This window comes from Kitasatospora saccharophila, assembly GCF_039529925.1.
In the GTDB taxonomy this organism is placed as follows: domain Bacteria; phylum Actinomycetota; class Actinomycetes; order Streptomycetales; family Streptomycetaceae; genus Kitasatospora; species Kitasatospora saccharophila.
Map to the genome: position 1 here is coordinate 16,549 of NZ_BAAANS010000076.1, position 18,103 is coordinate 34,651.

At 70.9% G+C, this 18,103-nt stretch carries 18 protein-coding genes; all 18 read right to left on the minus strand.

Annotated features, from left to right (window positions below; genetic code table 11):
• Positions 1–55 precede the first annotated feature (55 nt).
• A complete protein-coding gene (locus ABD345_RS35010) occupies positions 56–439 on the minus strand; it encodes a F0F1 ATP synthase subunit epsilon (RefSeq protein ID WP_344558229.1) in 384 nt (127 codons plus the stop codon).
• A gap of 217 nt (positions 440–656) precedes the next feature.
• Complete coding sequence (atpD, locus tag ABD345_RS35015; RefSeq protein WP_344558230.1) at positions 657–2,102, minus strand: F0F1 ATP synthase subunit beta; 1,446 nt, start codon at positions 2,100–2,102, stop codon at positions 657–659.
• Between the two features lie 2 nt (positions 2,103–2,104).
• Positions 2,105–3,019: a F0F1 ATP synthase subunit gamma gene (locus tag ABD345_RS35020; protein WP_344558231.1), complete on the minus strand. Its 915-nt coding sequence runs from the start codon at positions 3,017–3,019 to the stop codon at positions 2,105–2,107.
• Positions 3,020–3,052: 33 nt separating this feature from the next.
• Entirely contained in the window at positions 3,053–4,627 is a 1,575-nt protein-coding gene (gene atpA / locus ABD345_RS35025) for a F0F1 ATP synthase subunit alpha (protein WP_344558232.1), read from the minus strand.
• A gap of 154 nt (positions 4,628–4,781) precedes the next feature.
• Complete coding sequence (locus ABD345_RS35030) at positions 4,782–5,597, minus strand: F0F1 ATP synthase subunit delta (RefSeq protein WP_344558233.1); 816 nt, start codon at positions 5,595–5,597, stop codon at positions 4,782–4,784.
• Positions 5,594–6,151, minus strand: a complete 558-nt coding sequence (locus tag ABD345_RS35035) for a F0F1 ATP synthase subunit B (protein ID WP_344558234.1) — start codon at positions 6,149–6,151, stop codon at positions 5,594–5,596. The genes ABD345_RS35030 and ABD345_RS35035 overlap by 4 nt, the downstream gene beginning before the upstream one ends.
• A 41-nt stretch (positions 6,152–6,192) precedes the next feature.
• Positions 6,193–6,420: an ATP synthase F0 subunit C gene (atpE, locus tag ABD345_RS35040; protein ID WP_014138091.1), complete on the minus strand. Its 228-nt coding sequence runs from the start codon at positions 6,418–6,420 to the stop codon at positions 6,193–6,195.
• 81 nt (positions 6,421–6,501) lie between these two features.
• Complete coding sequence (atpB, locus tag ABD345_RS35045) at positions 6,502–7,311, minus strand: F0F1 ATP synthase subunit A (protein ID WP_344558235.1); 810 nt, start codon at positions 7,309–7,311, stop codon at positions 6,502–6,504.
• A 282-nt stretch (positions 7,312–7,593) separates the two neighbouring features.
• On the minus strand, positions 7,594–8,016 hold the full coding sequence (locus ABD345_RS35050; RefSeq protein ID WP_486327097.1) for a Cg1360 family ATP-synthase-associated protein: 423 nt from the start codon (positions 8,014–8,016) through the stop codon (positions 7,594–7,596).
• A gap of 283 nt (positions 8,017–8,299) precedes the next feature.
• Positions 8,300–9,652: an MraY family glycosyltransferase gene (locus ABD345_RS35055; RefSeq protein ID WP_344558242.1), complete on the minus strand. Its 1,353-nt coding sequence runs from the start codon at positions 9,650–9,652 to the stop codon at positions 8,300–8,302.
• 162 nt (positions 9,653–9,814) lie between these two features.
• The gene (locus ABD345_RS35060) at positions 9,815–11,077 is read right to left on the minus strand and encodes a serine hydroxymethyltransferase (RefSeq protein ID WP_344558244.1); all 1,263 of its coding nucleotides are present in this window, start codon (positions 11,075–11,077) and stop codon (positions 9,815–9,817) included.
• Positions 11,078–11,242: 165 nt separating this feature from the next.
• A complete protein-coding gene (locus tag ABD345_RS35065) occupies positions 11,243–11,878 on the minus strand; it encodes an arsenate reductase/protein-tyrosine-phosphatase family protein (protein ID WP_344558255.1) in 636 nt (211 codons plus the stop codon).
• Between the two features lie 35 nt (positions 11,879–11,913).
• Positions 11,914–12,561: an L-threonylcarbamoyladenylate synthase gene (locus ABD345_RS35070; protein ID WP_344558246.1), complete on the minus strand. Its 648-nt coding sequence runs from the start codon at positions 12,559–12,561 to the stop codon at positions 11,914–11,916.
• 50 nt (positions 12,562–12,611) lie between these two features.
• A complete protein-coding gene (prmC, locus tag ABD345_RS35075) occupies positions 12,612–13,478 on the minus strand; it encodes a peptide chain release factor N(5)-glutamine methyltransferase (RefSeq protein WP_344558248.1) in 867 nt (288 codons plus the stop codon).
• A gap of 138 nt (positions 13,479–13,616) precedes the next feature.
• Positions 13,617–14,693, minus strand: a complete 1,077-nt coding sequence (prfA, locus tag ABD345_RS35080; protein WP_344558250.1) for a peptide chain release factor 1 — start codon at positions 14,691–14,693, stop codon at positions 13,617–13,619.
• A gap of 121 nt (positions 14,694–14,814) precedes the next feature.
• A complete protein-coding gene (gene rpmE, locus ABD345_RS35085) occupies positions 14,815–15,039 on the minus strand; it encodes a 50S ribosomal protein L31 (protein WP_014138082.1) in 225 nt (74 codons plus the stop codon).
• Positions 15,040–15,163: 124 nt separating this feature from the next.
• Positions 15,164–16,345 (minus strand): LCP family glycopolymer transferase, encoded by a 1,182-nt coding sequence (locus ABD345_RS35090; protein WP_344558252.1) that lies wholly within the window; start codon positions 16,343–16,345, stop codon positions 15,164–15,166.
• Positions 16,346–16,490: 145 nt separating this feature from the next.
• The coding region (rho, locus tag ABD345_RS35095) for a transcription termination factor Rho (protein WP_344558254.1) at positions 16,491–18,103 on the minus strand (1,613 nt) is incomplete at its 5' end.

An 18,103-nucleotide genomic window follows, 5' to 3' on the forward strand; every position in this document is an offset into this window, starting at 1 on the left:
CGACGGTCCCGGGGTCACGCTCCAGGCGTCCCCGGGACCGTCGTCGAGATCAGGCTCAGTGGTGCGCCTTGAGCCCGCCGGCGGCGAGCAGGCGGACCTCGGCGCGGCGCTCGGCGTGCGAGTCCGCGTCGGTCTTGGCGTTCTCCAGCGCGCGCTCGGCGCGGGCGACGTCGATCTCGTCGGCCAGCTCGGCGATCTCGGCGAGGATCGACAGCTTGTTGTCGGCGAACGAGATGAAGCCGCCGTGCACCGCGGCGACGATCGTGCCCTGGTCGGTGGTGCGGATGGTGACCGGACCGGTCTCCAGCACGCTCAGCACCGGGGTGTGGCCGGGCATGATGCCGGTGTCACCGGAGGCCGTGCGGGCGACAACGATGGTGGCCGCACCGGACCACACCTTGCGGTCGGCTGCGACCAGCTCGACGTGCAGCTCAGCCAACGTGGGCTCCTTGGCTCTTGCCGGTCCTCGGGCACCCGGGCGAACGGGCGGCGATCTCGGCAGTTTCGGTAAGAATAACGGTCACGCGGCCCCGGAACGAAACCAAGGCCGTGTAAATGACCGGGATCACAGCAGATCCAGCGGTGAGGGGTGGCCCCCGACTGAGAGCCGGGGACCACCCCTCAACGGTTCGGTCTGCCGTGCAACCGGCCTGCGGTTACTTCTTCAGCAGCTCGGCGGCGTTGCGCTCGAGGTCGTCGATGCCACCGCACATGAAGAAGGCCTGCTCCGGGACGTGGTCGTACTTGCCGTCCGCGATCGCGTTGAAGGCCTCGATGGTCTCCGACAGCGGGACGGTCGAGCCGTCGACACCGGTGAACTGCTTCGCCACGTAGGTGTTCTGCGAGAGGAAGCGCTCGATGCGGCGGGCCCGCTGCACCGTGACCTTGTCCTCCTCGGACAGCTCGTCGATGCCGAGGATCGCGATGATGTCCTGGAGGTCCTTGTACTTCTGCAGGATCCCCTTGATGCGGACGGCGGTGTCGTAGTGCAGCGCCGAGATGTACCGCGGGTCGAGGATGCGGGACGTGGAGTCCAGCGGGTCGACGGCCGGGTAGATGCCCTTCTCCGAGATCGGGCGCGACAGAACGGTGGTCGCGTCCAGGTGGGCGAAGGTGGTGGCCGGCGCCGGGTCGGTCAGGTCGTCCGCGGGGACGTAGATCGCCTGCATCGAGGTGATCGAGTGACCGCGGGTCGAGGTGATGCGCTCCTGCAGGAGGCCCATCTCGTCGGCCAGGTTCGGCTGGTAGCCCACCGCGGAGGGCATGCGGCCGAGCAGGGTCGACACCTCGGAACCGGCCTGGGTGAACCGGAAGATGTTGTCGATGAAGAGGAGCACGTCCTGCTTCTCGACGTCGCGGAAGTACTCCGCCATGGTCAGCGCGGAGAGCGCGACGCGCAGACGGGTGCCCGGGGGCTCGTCCATCTGGCCGAAGACCAGCGCGGTCTTGTCCAGGACGCCCGAGTCGACCATCTCGTCGATGAGGTCGTTGCCCTCACGGGTGCGCTCGCCGACACCGGCGAACACCGACACACCACCGAAGTTCTCGGCGACGCGGTAGATCATCTCCTGGATCAGCACGGTCTTGCCGACACCGGCACCACCGAACAGACCGATCTTGCCACCCTGCACGTACGGGGTGAGGAGGTCGATGACCTTGATGCCGGTCTCGAACATCTCGGTCTTCGACTCGAGCTCGGAGAAGTTCGGGGCCTTGCGGTGGATCGGCCACTTGACCTGCACCTGGGACTCGAACTCGGCCTTGTCGACGTTCAGCACCTCACCGAGGGCGTTGAACACCTTGCCCTTGGTGATCTGGCCGACCGGGACGGAGATCGCCGCGCCGGTGTCGGTGACCTGCGAACCGCGGACCAGGCCGTCGGTCGGCTGCATCGAGATGCCGCGGACCAGGCCGTCGCCGAGGTGCTGGGCGACCTCAAGGGTCAGGGTCTTCTTGCCCGAGCCGTCGGGGTTGTCCACCTCGACGTGCAGGGCGTTGAACATGTCCGGGATGGCGTCGACGGGGAACTCCACGTCGACGACCGGGCCGATGACCCGCGCGACGCGGCCCGTCGCCGTGGTCGGCTCAACAGTGGTGGTCATACTCATTCGCTCCCCGCGCTAGCGTCGGCCAGCGCGTTCGCGCCGCCCACGATCTCGCTGATTTCCTGGGTGATCTCGGCCTGACGGGCCGAGTTGGCAAGCCGCGTCAGCGACTTGATGAGCTCGCCGGCGTTGTCCGTCGCGCTCTTCATGGCGCGGCGGCGGGCGGCGTGCTCGGAGGCAGCCGACTGCAGCAGCGCGTTGTAGATCCGGCTCTCGACGTACCGCGGCAGCAGCGCGTCGAGGACGCCCTCCGCCGACGGCTCGAAGTCGTACAGCGGGAAGATCTGGTTCTTGGCCGGCGCGCCGTCGCTCAGCTCGACCTCGTCGAGCTTCAGCGGCAGCAGCCGGTGGTCCACCGCGTTCTGCGTCAGCATCGACACGAACTCGGTCGACACCAGGTGCAGCTCGTCCACGCCGCCGGTCTCCGCCGTGAAGGCTTCGATCAGGTCCGCCGCGACCGTCTTGGCGTCTCCGTAGGTCGGCTTGTCGGAGAAGCCGGTCCAGGAGTTCGCCACCGCGAGGTTGCGGAAGCCGTAGTAGCCCACGCCCTTGCGGCCGACGATGTACGTGACCACTTCCTTGCCCTCTTCGCGGAGGCGGGCGGCGAGCGCCAGCGACTGCTTGATGGCGTTGGTCGAGTAACCGCCCGCCAGGCCGCGGTCCGCCGTGATCAGCAGGACGGCGGCGCGCGAGGCGTTCGGGTTCTCGGTGGTCAGCGGGTGCTTCGCGGTGGACCGGGTGGCCACCGCGGTCACTGCGCGGGTGAGCTCGTCGGCGTACGGAGTGGAGGCGGCCACCGCGCGCTGCGCCTTGACGATGCGCGACGCGGAGATCATCTCCATCGCCTTGGTGATCTTCTTCGTCGCGGTGACGGAGCGGATGCGGCGCTTGTAGACCCGAAGCTGTGCTCCCATTGGGTCGTTACGTCCTTTCCCTCGCTACCGGACTCAGGCCTGCTCGGAGAGCAGCTTGCCGTCAGCCGTGGTGAAGCCCTGCTTGAAGGAGTTGATCGCGGCGGTCAGCGCGTCGATCGTGCCCTGCTCCAGCAGACCGGTCTCGACGATGCCGGCCAGGATGCCCTTGTGCTCCAGGCGGACGTTGTCCAGGAACTCGCGCTCGAAGCGGCGGATGTCCGCGACCGGGACGTCGTCCAGCTGGCCGGTGGTGCCGGCCCAGATGGAGACGACCTGCTCCTCGACCGGGAACGGCTGGTACTGGCCCTGCTTCAGCAGCTCGACCATGCGGGCGCCGCGCTCCAGCTGGGCCTTCGAGGCCGCGTCCAGGTCGGAACCGAAGGCGGCGAACGCCTCCAGCTCGCGGTACTGGGCGAGGTCGAGGCGCAGACGGCCGGCGACCGAGCGCATGGCCTTGATCTGGGCGGAGCCACCGACGCGGGAGACCGAGATGCCGACGTTCACGGCCGGGCGGATGCCGGCGTTGAACAGGTCGGACTCCAGGAAGCACTGGCCGTCGGTGATCGAGATGACGTTGGTCGGGATGTACGCCGAGACGTCGTTGGCCTTGGTCTCGATGATCGGCAGACCGGTCATCGAGCCGCCGCCGAGGGCGTCGTTCAGCTTGGCGCAGCGCTCCAGCAGGCGGGAGTGCAGGTAGAAGACGTCGCCCGGGTACGCCTCGCGGCCCGGCGGGCGGCGCAGCAGCAGGGAGACGGAGCGGTAGGCCTCGGCCTGCTTCGACAGGTCGTCGAAGACGATGAGGACGTGCTTGCCGTCGTACATCCACTCCTGGCCGATGGCCGAGCCGGTGTACGGGGCGAGGTACTTGAAGCCGGCCGGGTCGGAGGCGGGAGCGGCCACGATGGTGGTGTACTCCAGCGCGCCGGCCTCCTCCAGGGCGCCGCGGACGGACGCGATGGTGGAGCCCTTCTGGCCCACGGCGACGTAGATGCAGCGGACCTGCTTCTCCGGGTCGCCCGAGCGCCAGTTGTCACGCTGGTTGATGATCGTGTCGACGGCGACGGCGGTCTTGCCGGTCTGGCGGTCACCGATGATCAGCTGGCGCTGGCCGCGGCCGATCGGGGTCATCGCGTCGATGGCCTTGATGCCGGTCTGCAGCGGCTGCTTGACCGACTTGCGGGCCATGACGCCGGGGGCCTGCAGCTCCAGGGCGCGGCGGCCGGTGGACGCGATCTCGCCCAGGCCGTCGATCGGGTTGCCCAGCGGGTCCACGACGCGGCCGAGGTAGCCGTCGCCGACCGGGACGGAGAGGACCTCGCCGGTGCGCTGCACCGTCTGGCCCTCCTCGATGCCCGAGAACTCACCGAGGACGACGACACCGATCTCGCGGGTGTCGAGGTTCAGCGCGAGGCCGAGCGTGCCGTCCTCGAACTTCAGCAGCTCGTTGGCCATGACCGAGGGCAGACCCTCGACCTTGGCGATACCGTCCATGGCCTCGGTGACCGTGCCGACCTCTTCACGCGAGGCCGCGTCCGGCTGGTACGACTGGACAAAGTCGGCCAGCGCGTCCCGGATCTCCTCCGGACGGATCGTAAGCTCCGCCATCAGGCTTCCCTGCTCTCCTAGTTTGCGATCCTCGGCCCGCCATTGAGGGCCGCAAGTGCTCGACTCTCGGCCGGGTCGGGTGAACCGGCCGTACGTTTTGCCGGCCCACCTGGTGTGGACCGACGCCCGACCGAGGGTCGGATAGTGCTGGTGCTCAGCCTTCGAGGCCCTGGCGAGCGCCTTCGAGGCGGCTCGCGACGGTGCCGTCGATGATCTCGTCGCCGATCTGGACCCGGACACCGCCCTGGACCGTCGGGTCCACGTCGATGTTCAGGTGGACCTGCCGGCCGTAGAGGCCGGCCAGGGCGGCGGCGAGGCGCTGCTTCTGGACGTCCGACAGCGGGATCGCGGTGGTGACCAGGGCCACCACGCGGCCCCGCCGGGAGGCGGCGAGCTTGGAGTAGGACTCCAGGCCACCCTCCAGGCTACGACCACGCGGGTTGGTGACCAGGCTGGCGACCAGGCGGACGGTGCCGGCGTTGGCGCGGCCGCCGAGGAGCTTGCGGACCAGCGCGGCCTTGGCGGCGGCGTCGGCCTTCGGCTCGGTCAGTGCGGCGCGCAGCTCGTGCGAGCCCGCCACCACCCGGCCGAACCGGAACAGCTCGTCCTCGACGTCGTCCAGCGCGCCCGCCTTGTCGGCGGCGATGACCTCGGCGTACGCGGCGAGTTCCTCGACCGCGTCGACCAGGTCGCGCGGGCCGGACCAGCGCGAGCGGACCAGGCCGGAGACCAGGTCGACGGCCTCGCCGGAGACCTGGCCGTTCAGCAGCGAGGCGACCAGCTGGGCCTTGTCCTGGCCGGACCGCGCGGGGTCGGTCAGGACGCGGCGCAGCGAGACCTCGCGGTCCAGCAGCGCGGTGACGGCGGCGAGTTCCTCGGCGAGCTTGGCCGCGTCCACCGAAGTGTTGTCGGTCAGGCTCTCCAGGTTCTCGCGGCCGGCGGCGAGTGCCTCACGGCTCGCGCCGATCACTTGGACGCACCCTGGGCAACGGCGGCCTTGGACTCCAGCTCGTCCAGGAAGCGGTCGATGACACCGCTCTGGCGGGCGTGGTCCTCCAGCGACTCACCGACGATGCGGGAGGCCAGCTGGGAGGCCAGCGAGCCGACGTCCTGGCGAAGGACCGCGGTCGCCTGCTTCTTGTCGGCCTCGATCTGGGCGTGGCCGGCGGCGACGATGGCCTCGCGCTGGCGCTGGCCCTCCTCGCGCATCTCGGTGATCAGGACAGCGCCCTGCTCACGGGCGTGCTCGGTGATCCGAGCGGCCTCGTGGCGCGCCTCGGCGAGCTCGGCGCGGTACTGCTCCAGCAGGGCCTGGGCCTCGGCCTGAGCGGTCTCCGCGCGCTTCATGCCGCCTTCGATGGCGTCACGGCGCTCCCCCAGCACCTTCTCGATGCTGGGGAGGAGCTTCTTGCCGAGGATGCCGAAGACGATGAAGAAGCAGAGCAGGCCGATGATGACCTCGGGCCACGCGGGGAGAAGAGGGTTCATCTTCTCTTCTGCCGCGAGGAGAACCTCGGGGGTCATATCAGAACCTTTCGTCGGAAGTGGCTACCGGTGCGCCTGGCTCACTGGCCGTAGACGAACGGCATGACGATGCCGATCAGGGCGAGGGCCTCGGTCAGGGCGAAGCCGATGAACATGTTCGAGCGGATCAGACCGGCAGCCTCGGGCTGACGGGCCATCGCCTGCACACCGTTACCGAAGATCAGACCGACGCCGATGCCGGGGCCGATGGCGGCGAGGCCGTAGCCGATGGAAGCGACGGAACCGGAAACCTCAGCGAGAGCGGACATCTCAGCTAATCCTTTGCGGGGATGGGATACCGGTGGGTGTTGGCCACCGGGAGTTCATGGGCGCGGCCGGGGCCGCGGGGCTCAGTGCGCCTCTTCCAGGGCACCGGCGATGTAGCTGCTGGCCAGCATCACGAAGATGTAGGCCTGCAGGAACTGCACCAGCAGCTCGAAGGCGGTCAGACCGACGGCCACCACGAAGGACACCGAGCCGTACAGGGCGCCGATGGTGGGGCTGAGCAGGTACCACGAGGCCACCGAGAAGACGACGATCAGCAGGTGACCGGCGAACATGTTGGCGAAGGCTCGGACCGCGAGGGTGAAGGGGCGCACGAAGATGTTCGAGAAGAACTCGATCGGCACCAGGATGACCATGACCCAGCCCGGGATCCCCGAGGGCCAGCAGAGGTTCTTCATGCCGCCGACGAAGCCGTGCTTCTTGAAGGTCAGTCCCATGTAGGTGACCCACACGATCGCCGCCAGCCCGACCGGGTACGCGATGCGCGACATCACCGGGAACTGGGCGAACGGGATGATGGACATGATGTTCATGATCCACACGAAGAAGAACATCGAGACCAGCATCGGGACGTACTTCTCGCCCTTTTTGCCGATGGTCTCCAGCACGATGCTCCGCTTGACGAAGTCGTACCCGATCTCGCCGACCAGCTGGAGCTTGCCGGGGAGCAGCTTCGGCCTGGCGAAGGCGGCCCAGAAGAAGCCGACCACCAGCAGCGCGCAGATGATCGCCAGCAGCATCGGCTTGGTGAAGTGGAGCCCGGCAACCGTGAAGATCGGCTCGAACTCGAACTCGCCGAGGCCCGGGGCGGGGAAGCCGCAACCGGAGAAAAGGTGGCAACTGGCCTCGGAGGCGAGCTGGACGTCAGCACCCACCACAGACTCCTTCGTTCTGACGCATGGTTACGGCAACCTCGGTGTGTCGGCGTGACCGGGGGCCACGGTGCGGCACTGGAACTTGTCGGATTTCTTGCTGACCCGGCGCGGCGCATATCCCCACCGCGGGATCTTCGAAAGCTTCGTGGAGCCGGGGGGCGATCCGTCCGATTCTCGGAGGGACCTGGCCGCTTCCCGTACTCCGCCGTTGGGACGGACGATAGCAGCCCGTCAGGAGGGCATAAACACCGCCCCCCTCGCGAGGGGGACGGTATGCCCCGCTCACGGTTGACGCCCGGATTTCGGCTTGCCGTCGGGTTCCACGTAGAAGGTCTTGGCCTTGAGCCAGCCCCGCACCTGGAAGCCCATCCAGACGATCACCAGGCCGAGCAGGCTCAGGCCGAAGACCTTGTGGTCGAAGAAGGTGAGGTGCTTGGCCACCGCGAGCAGGACGCCGATCACCAGGATCTGAGTGGTGTAGACCACCATCGCGATCGGCATGAGCATCTGCGGGTTGTTGCGGCCCAGCCGGTCGAGCGCGACCTGGCCGGCGCCGAAGAACGCGATCACGACCACCGTCGCGAGCAGGGCGCCGAGCAGACCCTTCCCCTGGGCGACTGCGAAGGAGATCGCCATGGCGACCACTCCGGCGACCGCAGTGGGAATTGCGGCGCCACGGAGGATCCGGGCGTCGTGGGACGGCATGTCGGCAACTCCGGCGGCATGTCGGAAACGGGGGACGGAGACACGGGGTGCGAGGACCTCGCCGCGGGCAGCCGCTTGAACGGCGAGCCCGTCGAGGGAGACCGACCGGGGACGGAAGTCCTCCACCTGTCAGGTCTTTCGGCGTGTTCTCGGTACTCGTGAACGGTATCACAAACTATTTGATGAGAGCTTTACCATGAAGGTGTGGTACCTGTCACACGGTGGGCCCACAAGTGCCGCCGAACGGGTGCCGCCGAACGGCCCAGTCGGAGTTGACTTCCCGTCAGGGCCGCTGGTCGCCGCGCGGCCCGACCGCCGTCGCCCCGGTGCCCATCCGCCCCAGCAGGGCCTTGTCCTCGGCCGACAGCTCCGCCATCGCGGGCGCCTCGTCCCCGGCGCCGGCCCCGTCGCCGTCCGCGTCCGCCGCCACCGGGGTGGCCGCCGCCGCGGTGGCCGCGCCGTTCGGCTCGCCGTCCCGGTAGCGGGGCGGCACGAAGGACTGGACGGCCTTGGGCGCGCGCGGCTTGAACCGCGGCATCAGCAGCACCGCGAGGCCGACCAGGCACAGGCCCGCCATCGACAGGACCACCGCGCGGCCGGTGTTGGTGACCGACACCGCGACGGTGCCGAAGGCGATCAGCGCGGCCCAGAAGTACATGATCAGCACGGCCCGGCTGTGCGAGTGCCCGACCTCCAGCAGCCGGTGGTGCAGGTGCTGCTTGTCCGCCGCGAACGGCGACTTGCCCGCCCAGGTGCGGCGCACCACGGCCAGCAGCAGGTCGGCCAGCGGCAGCGCGATCACCGTCAGCGGCAGGATCAGCGGGATGTAGATCGGCACCAGGGCGTGCACGGCGGTGGTCTTCGAGCCGACCTGCTCGACGATCAGGTCGGGATCGACGCGGCCGGTGATGGAGATCGCGGCGACGGCCAGCATCAGGCCGAGCATCATCGAGCCGGAGTCGCCCATGAAGATCCGCGCCGGGTGCAGGTTGTGCGGCAGGAAGCCCAGGCACATGCCGATCAGCACGGCGGTGAACAGCGCGGCGGGCGCGGCGTCGTTGATCCCGTAACCGAGCCAGAGCCGGTACGAGTACAGGAAGAAGGCCATCGCGGCGATGCAGACCATGCCGGCCGCCAGGCCGTCCAGGCCGTCGATGAAGTTCACGGCGTTGACCATGACGACGACCAGCGCGACCGAGATCAGCATGCCCTGGGTCGGGGTGACCGGGACGGAGCCGTAGCCGGGCACCGGGATCGCGATCACCGTGATGCCCTGCCAGACCATCACGCCGGCGGCGATCATCTGCCCGCCGAGCTTCACCAGCGCGTCCACGCCCCACTTGTCGTCCAGGACGCCCAGCACGAACATGATCCCGGCCCCGGAGAGCAGGGCCTTGATGTCCGCGCTCTGCACGAACATCCGCCCCAGGCCCGAGAGTTGGGAGGCCGCCAGCAGGCCGGCCAGCAGGCCGCCGAACATCGCGATGCCGCCGAGCCGCGGGGTGGGCTCGCGGTGCACGTCGCGCGCCCGGACGGCGGGCATCGCGCCCGCCGCGATCGCGAACTTCCGCACCGGACTGACCAGCAGGTAGGTCACCGCCGCCGAGACGAACATGACCAGCAGATACTCACGCACCACCGGCCTCCACGGTCGCGCTCGGACGGATGAGTACGCAGGGTACTCCCGTGCTGGTTCGGGGTTCGAGGTGCGTCGCCACGGTGCACACCTTATTGACTCCGACGCCGAGCTCCCGCATCGCGGTTCTCCCCGACCGGCACCGGGCGGGCGCCGGACCGCTCAGCGGCGGCCGGCGAACGCCCGGGCCAGCTCCCGCACCCGGGCCCGGACCGGTTCCACCGGCTCCCCGGCGAGCACCCGGCCGAGCAGCGCGCCGACCTCGCCGAGCTCCTCCTCCCCCATCCCCTGGGCCGCGCAGGCCCCGGTGCCCAGCCGGATCCCGGAGGTCTCGGTGGGCGGCGCCGGGTCGTACGGGAGGGCGCACCGGCCCAGCATCAGCCCGGCGGCGGCGCACCGGCGTTCGGCCTCCACGCCGCTCAGCCCGAGCGGGGCGACCGAGGCGGTGACCAGGTGGGTGTCGGTGCCGCCGGTGAGCGGCGGCGCCCCGGCGGCGGCCAGCGCGGCGGCCAGCGCCCGCGCCCCGGAGACCGCCCGGCGGACGTAGCCGGTGTGGGCGGGGGTGGCGGCCTGGGCCAGCGCCACCGCCTTGGCGGCCACCTCGTTCATCGCCGCCCCGCCCTGGCAGAACGGGAACACCGCCCGGTCGATCCGGTCGGCCAGTTCGGCGGTGCACAGCAGCAGGCCGCCGCGCGGGCCGCGCAGCAGCTTGTGGGTGGCGGCCACGGTGACGTCCGCGTGCGGCACCGGGGAGGGCGCGGCACCGGCCGCGACCAGCCCGGCGGTCTGCCCGGCGGCGGCGATCAGGTAGGCGTCCACCTCGTCGGCGATCTCCCGGAAGGCGGCCCAGTCGACGTGCCGCGGGTAGGAGATGCCGCCCGCCACGATCGCCTTGGGGCGGTGCTCGCGGGCCAGGGCGCGGACCTGGTCGAGGTCGATCCGGCCGTCCTCGGCGCGCACCCCGTAGCCGTGGAAGCGGAACCAGCGGCCGGAGAAGTTGGCCCGCGAGCCGGCGCTCAGGTGGCCGCCGTGCTCCAGCGACATCGCGAGCACCGCGTCGCCCGGCCGCAGCAGCGCCGCGTAGGCCGCCAGCATCGCCGAAGTCCCGGACCTGGGTTGGACGTTGGCGTGCGGGGCGGCGAACAGTTCGCGGGCCCGGTCGATCGCCAGCAGCTCCACGGTGTCGGCGGGCGCGCAGCCGGTGTGGTGCCGGTGCCCCGGGTAGCCCTCGGCGTACTTGTCGACCAGCGGGCCGGCCAGCGCGGCCAGCACGGCGGGGGTGGCCAGGTTCTCCCCGGCGAGCAGTTGCAGGCTCCCGGCCCGGCGCTCGGCCTCGGCGGTGAGCAGGTCGGCGATCAGCGGGTCGGCCGCGCGCAGGGCCTCGGCGGCCTCCTGGGGGACGAGTGGGGCGTCGGCGACCGTCATGGTGCGGCTCCAGGCTGCGGGGCGGGCAGGTTTCCCCAGCCTAGGTCGGCCTCCGCCGCCCGGCCCGCCCGCACACGCGGGCTTGCGCCTTTCCGGTTGCCCTCACCGCCTGCGCACGCAGTCTTCACAAATCCCCCACAGAAACTTTAGTGGAGGGCGCTCAACTCAGCGGGCCACACCCGTCAGTGCGGTCACCACCGGGTCCAGCGCGTCGAATATCTCCTCGCCGCAGTTGCGGAACATCCCGATCGGGGCGCCGTAAGGGTCCCTCAGCTCGTCGAACTCGGGCACCGAGGCCAGCAGCCAGCCCCGCAGGGCGGCGGCCGAGCGGACCAGCGCGCGGGCGCGTTCGGTCAGCCGCGCGCCGTCCCTGGGGTCCGGCAGGGTGCGCGGGTCGACCCTTTGCACCAGACGGGTGAACTCCTTGATGGTGAAGGTGCGCAGACCCGCCGCGTGACCCATCGAGATGACCTGCGCCCGGTGGTCCAGGGTCGCGGTCAGCACCAGGTCCGCGTCGATCACGTGCTCGTCCAGCAGCTCCCGGCCCGCGAAGCCGGCGCTGTCCGCGCCGTACTCGCCGAGCACCGTCGCCGCGTGCGCCTCCATCGGGGCGCCCTCGTGGCCCCAGGTGCCGGCGCTCTCCACCACGATCCGGCGGCCGGTGCGCACGCCGAGCCGGGAGTCCAGCTCCAGCCGGGCCAGGCGCTCGGCGATCGGGGAGCGGCAGATGTTGCCGGTGCAGACGAACAGGATGCGGAAGGTGTCCAACGGGAGCGGCCCCGGCTCCGTGAAGGGGCTCAGGGCGCTCCCCGCTCCGTACGACGGGGCGGCGGCGGTCAACTGCCGGCCTCCACGTCCGGAACGACCTCCCTCAGCTGCTCGACGCTGATCGCGCCCGCCCGCAGCACCACCGGCACCTTGCCGGTGACGTCGACGATGGTGGAGGGCGTGCCGTAGTCGGCCGTCCCGCCGTCCAGGTAGATCGAGACCGCGTCGCCGAGCTGCGACTGGGCCTCGTCACAGGTGGACGGGGACGGGCCGCCGGTCTTGTTGCCGGAGGAGACCGCGAGCGGGCCGGTGGCGTTCAGCAGCTCCAGCACCACCGGGTGCAGCGGCATCCGGACCGCGACGGTGCCCCGGGTCTCGCCCAGGTCCCAGCGCAGCGACGGCTGGTGGCGGGCCACCAGGGTCAGGCCGCCCGGCCAGAACGCGTCCACCAGCTCCCACGCCTGCTCGGAGAAGTCGGTGACCAGCCCGTGCAGCGTGGTCGGCGAGCCGACCAGCACCGGCGAGGGCATGTTCCGGCCCCGGCCCTTGGCCGCCAGCAGCGCGCCGACCGCCTCCGGCGAGAAGGCGTCCGCCGCGATCCCGTACACGGTGTCGGTCGGCACCACCACCAGTTCCCCGCGGCGGATCGCCGTGGCGGCCTCACGCAGCCCGCTCGCGCGGTCCTGGGCCTCGGAGCAGTCGTATCGGCGGCTCATCGGAACAATCCCCTTCCGGTGGTGTCAGTGGTACGTACAGCAGGCAGTGCTTAGAGCGAAGCGCGACGCGCAGTAGTGAAGCGCGGCCGGTTGTTGAGGTCCCGGTGGTCGGCCGCGTCCGTCCAGCCGCCCTCCTCGCGGAAGATCCACGGGACCTGTCCGCCCTGGGTGTCCGCGTGCTCGATCACCACCGCGCCGCCGGGCCGCAGCAGTCGGGCGGCGACCCGCTCGATGCCGCGGATGGTGTCCAGGCCGTCCTCGCCGGAGAACAGCGACATCTGCGGGTCGTGGTCGCGGGCCTCGGGGGCGACGTACTCCCACTCGGTGAGCGGGATGTACGGCGGGTTGCTGATCACCAGGTCGAACCGGCCGTCCCAGCCGCGGTCGTCCGCGAAGGCCAGGGTGGCGTCGCCCTGGTGCAGGTGGACCCGGGCCCGGTCGGGGCTGGCCTCGACGTTGCGGCGGGTGTAGGCGAGGGCGCCCTCGTCGAGCTCGAAGGCGTGCACGGTGGAGCGCGGGAGCTCCTGGGCCAGGGCGAGCGCGATCGCGCCGGAGCCGGTGCACAGGTCGACCACCAGCGGCTCGGCCACGTCCATCGCGCGGACCGCGTCTATCGCCCACTCGACCACCGACTCGGTCTCCGGCCGGGGGACGAACACCCCGGGGCCGACCTCCAGTTCGAGGTAGCGGAAGAACGCCCGTCCGGTGATGTGCTGCAGCGGCTCGCGCTGCTCGCGGCGGGAGACCGCCTCCCAGTACCGGGCGTCGAAGTCGCCGTCCGGCACGGTGTGCAGCTGGCTGCGCTTCACTCCGTGGACGTGCGCCGCCAGCTCCTCCGCGTCGAAGCGCGGCGAGGGCACGCCGGCCGCGGCCAGGCGCTGGGTGGCCTGGGCCACCTCGGCGAGCAGCAGGTTCATCCCTCGGTCCCTCTGGGTCTGTCTGACGGCCCCCGCCGGTCGGCGGGAGTCCTGGGGAGTGCGGGCACCGGCGGCGCGGGAGGCCCCCGCCGGAGCATAGGTGACCGGCGGCGGAGCGGGCGAGGCGCCCGCCCCGGCTCAGTTCTCCTGGGCGGCGGCCAGCTTGGCCGCGGCGTCGGCGTCCACGCAGGACTGGATCAGCGCGGTCAGCTCGCCGTCCAGCACCTGGTCCAGGTTGTACGACTTGAAGCCGGTGCGGTGGTCGGAGATCCGGTTCTCCGGGAAGTTGTACGTCCGGATCCGCTCGGAGCGGTCCACCGTGCGCACCTGGCTGCGGCGGGCGTCGGACGCCTCCCGCTCGGCCTCCTCCTGCGCGGCGGCCAGCAGCCGCGAGCGCAGGATGCGCATCGCCTGCTCCTTGTTCTGGAGCTGGCTCTTCTCGTTCTGGCAGGACGCCACGATGCCGGTCGGCAGGTGGGTGATCCGGACCGCGGAGTCGGTGGTGTTGACCGACTGGCCGCCCGGGCCGGAGGAGCGGTAGACGTCGATCCGCAGGTCGTTGGCGTGGATCTCCACCTCGACCTCCTCGGCCTCCGGGGTGACCAGCACGCCCGCGGCGGAGGTGTGGATCCGGCCCTGCGACTCGGTCGCGGGGACCCGCTGCACCCGGTGCACGCCGCCCTCGTACTTCAGCCGGGCCCAGACGCCCTGCCCGGGTTCGGTGGTGCCGCGCGTCTTCACGGCCACCGAGACGTCCTTGTAGCCGCCCAGGTCGGACTCGTTGGCGTCGATGATCTCGGTCTTCCAGCCGAGCCGCTCCGCGTAGCGCAGGTACATCCGCAGCAGGTCGCCGGCGAACAGCGCGGACTCCTCGCCGCCCTCGCCCGCCTTGACCTCCAGGATGACGTCCTTGTCGTCGTTGGGGTCGCGCGGCACCAGCAGCAGCCGCAGCTCCTCGGTCAGCTCCTCCTGCCGGGCCTCCGACGCCTTCGCCTCGGCGATGAAGTCGGGGTCCTCGGCGGCGAGTTCGCGCGCGGCGACGATGTCCTCGCCGGCCTGCCGCCAGGCCAGGTACGTCCGGGTGATCGGGGTCAGCTCGGCGTAGCGCTTGGCCAGCTTGCGGGCGTTCGCCTGGTCGGCGTGCACCGACGGGTCGGCCAGCCTCTTCTCGAGGTCGGCGTGCTCGACGAGGAGCTCTTCGACTGCCTCGAACATCGGTCTGTCCTACTTCCGTGAGTGTGCCGTGGTGGAGGTGGAGCGGGAGACGCGAACGGCGCCGGCCCGGACGCCTCCGTGCACGAGCACGGGGGCGTCCGAGACCGGCGCCGTGGAAGCGCTAGGCCTTGCCGCCGGAGAGCTTCTTGCCGAAGCGCGCCTCGAAGCGGGCCACGCGGCCACCGGTGTCGAGGATCTTCTGCTTGCCCGTGTAGAACGGGTGGCAGTTCGAGCAGACCTCGGCGCGGATCTCGCCGCTGGTCTCGGTCGAACGAGTGGTGAACTCGTTGCCACAGGTGCAGGTCACCTTGGTGAGCACGTAGTCCGGGTGAACGTTGGACTTCAAGGGATTCTCCTAGCTGATCGGGAGGGCACCGGGTCGGCGGGCTGGACAGCCGCTCGTGAACCGGGACCGACGGACCAGTGTGCCAGCACTGCCCGCATCTTCCCAAACCGGGAGACGGATCCGGCTATTCCGCTCCCCCGTCCACCGTGGTCGCCCGCGCGCTGGCCCCGGCCCCGCCGGACGGGGTGGCGGTCCCGTCCGACGGGGTGTCGGAGGGGGTGCCGGACCAGGTGCCGGTCGCGGCGTCGGACGGGGAGGTCTGCGCCGGGTTGGTCGGCTGGTCCTGGAGCACCGCCTGCGGCACCGCCAGGTCGCCGCGCAGCGCCGCCCACAGCTGCTGGGCGTCCGCCGCCTTGGGGACCACCCGGTTGGGGTCGCTGACCGCGTAGGCCACCGGAAGGGTGACCATGGTGAGCTGGTCCGGGCCGATCTTCTTGATCGTCTGCGCCATGCCGACCAGCGCGCTCACCGAGGCCAGGTCGGAGTCGGTGGTCAGCGAGTTGGTCAGCTTGTCGCCGAGCTTCCACATCGCCACCGGGTTGGAGGCCAGGCCGAGCGAGCCGACCTGCCCGAGCATCGCCTTGACCATCTCCTTCTGCAGCTCGATCCGGCCCAGGTCGCTGCCGTCGCCGACGCCGTGCCTGGTGCGGACGAAGGCGAGCGCCCGGTCCCCGCCCAGGTGGTGGGTGCCGGCGTCCAGGTGCAGTCCGCTGTCCCGGTCGTCGATCGGCACCGTGGTGGTGACGTCCACCCCGCCGATCGCGTCGATCAGCGCGGCGAAGCCCGCGAAGTCCACCTCGACGAAGTGGTCCATCCGCATCCCGGTGAGCTGCTCGGCGGTCTTCACCGCGCAGGCCGGGCCGCCGACCTCGTACGCGGAGTTGAACATCGCGCTGCGCACCGCGGCCACCTGCTTGCCGTCGGTGCCGGTGCAGGCCGGGCGCGGCACCAGGGTGTCGCGCGGTATGGAGACCACCGAGGCGGCGGTGTGCGCCTGGTTGACGTGCACCACCATCGCGGTGTCCGAGCGGGCGGTGTCGCCGGTGTCGCCGCCCGCCAGGCCCCCGTTGGCGCCGGAGCGCGAGTCGGAGCCCAGCACCAGCACGTTGAAGGCCCCGCCGGTGGAGGCGGGCGGCCGGGCGGTGCCCAGCTGGCCGGAGATGTCGACGCTGTGGATGTTCCCGTTCAGCTTCCAGTAGGCGACGCCGCCCAGTCCGGCGCCGACCAGGACGAGGCCGGCCAGTGCGAACAGCGCGATCCGCGTTCCCCGCCGGCGGGGGGTGCGGTGCTTGGTGTTCTCGGCCATATCGCCTCTTCTCACCACCAGTGCGACCTTTCGAGCATAAGTGACGCACCGGAACGGTGACCGGTCTCCGCCGGGGGCCCGGAGAAACGACGGACCCCGCACCGCCTCTCGGCGGTGCGGGGTCCGGCTGCGGTCGCTACCGGGGTCAGTCGCCCGAACCCGGGGTGTTCTTCGCGATCTGCATCAGGAACTCGGCGTTCGACTTGGTCTGCTTCATCTTATCCAGCAGCAGCTCGATCGCCTGCTGCGAGTCCAGCGCGTGCAGGACCCGGCGGAGCTTCCAGGTGATGGCGAGCTCCTCGTGGCCGAGCAGGATCTCCTCCTTGCGGGTGCCGGAGGCGTCCACGTCGACGGAGGGGAAGATGCGCTTGTCGGAGAGCTTCCGGTCGAGCTTGAGCTCCATGTTGCCGGTGCCCTTGAACTCCTCGAAGATCACCTCGTCCATCCGGGAGCCGGTGTCGACCAGCGCGGTGGCGAGGATGGTCAGCGAGCCGCCGTTCTCGATGTTGCGCGCGGCGCCGAAGAACTTCTTCGGCGGGTACAGCGCGGTCGAGTCGACACCACCGGACAGGATGCGGCCGGAGGCGGGCGCGGCCAGGTTGTAGGCGCGGCCCAGGCGGGTGATCGAGTCCAGCAGGATCACCACGTCGTGGCCCAGCTCCACCAGGCGCTTGGCGCGCTCGATGGCGAGCTCGGCGACGGTGGTGTGGTCCTCGGCCGGGCGGTCGAAGGTCGAGGAGATGACCTCGCCCTTCACCGACCGCTGCATGTCGGTGACCTCTTCCGGACGCTCGTCGACCAGGACGACCATCAGGTGGCACTCGGGGTTGTTGTGGGTGATCGCGTTGGCGATCGCCTGCATGATCATGGTCTTGCCGGTCTTCGGCGGGGCCACGATCAGACCGCGCTGGCCCTTGCCGATCGGCGACACCAGGTCGATGATCCGGGTGGTCAGCACGCCCGGGTCGGTCTCCAGGCGCAGCCGCTCCTGCGGGTACAGCGGGGTCAGCTTGCCGAACTCGGGGCGGCCGCGGCCGCTGTCCGGGTCCATGCCGTTGACGGAGTCCAGCCGCACCATGGCGTTGAACTTCTCGCGGCGCTCGCCGTCCTTGGGCTGGCGGACCGCGCCGGTGATGGCGTCGCCCTTGCGCAGGCCGTGCTTGCGGACCTGGGCCAGCGAGACGTAGACGTCGTTCTGGCCGGGCAGGTAGCCCGAGGTCCGGACGAAGGCGTAGTTGTCGAGGATGTCCAGGATGCCCGCGACCGGGATCAGGACGTCGTCGTCGCTCAGCGGGACCTCGGGGCCGGTCGTGCCCTCGAAGCCCTCGCGGCGGCGGCCCCGGCGGTCGCGGTAACGGCCGCGGCGGCCGCGACGGCCGTCACCGAACTCGTCGTCCTCGTAACCGCCCTGCTGCTGGTGGGCGTTGCCGCCGCCCTGCTGCTGCTGGGAGCCGCCGCCCTGCTGCTGGTTCTGCTGGCGGCCCTGGCCGCCGTCCTGCTGCTGGCCGCCGCCCTGCTGGCGGTCGGTGCGGTCGCGCTCGCGGCGGTTGCGGCGGTCCCGGCGGGACTCGCGCACCTCGCCGTCGCCCTCGGCGGCGGGGGCCTCGGTGCGCTCGCGGCGGTCCCGGCGCTCGCGGCGCTCGGCGCGGGCCTCGCCCTCGGCGGCGGCCGGGCGCTGGGCCTCGGCCTTGGCCTCGGCGGCGGCCTGCTCGGTGGCGGTGGCGGTGCCGGCTTCGGCGGTCGGGGCGCCGGCCGCGG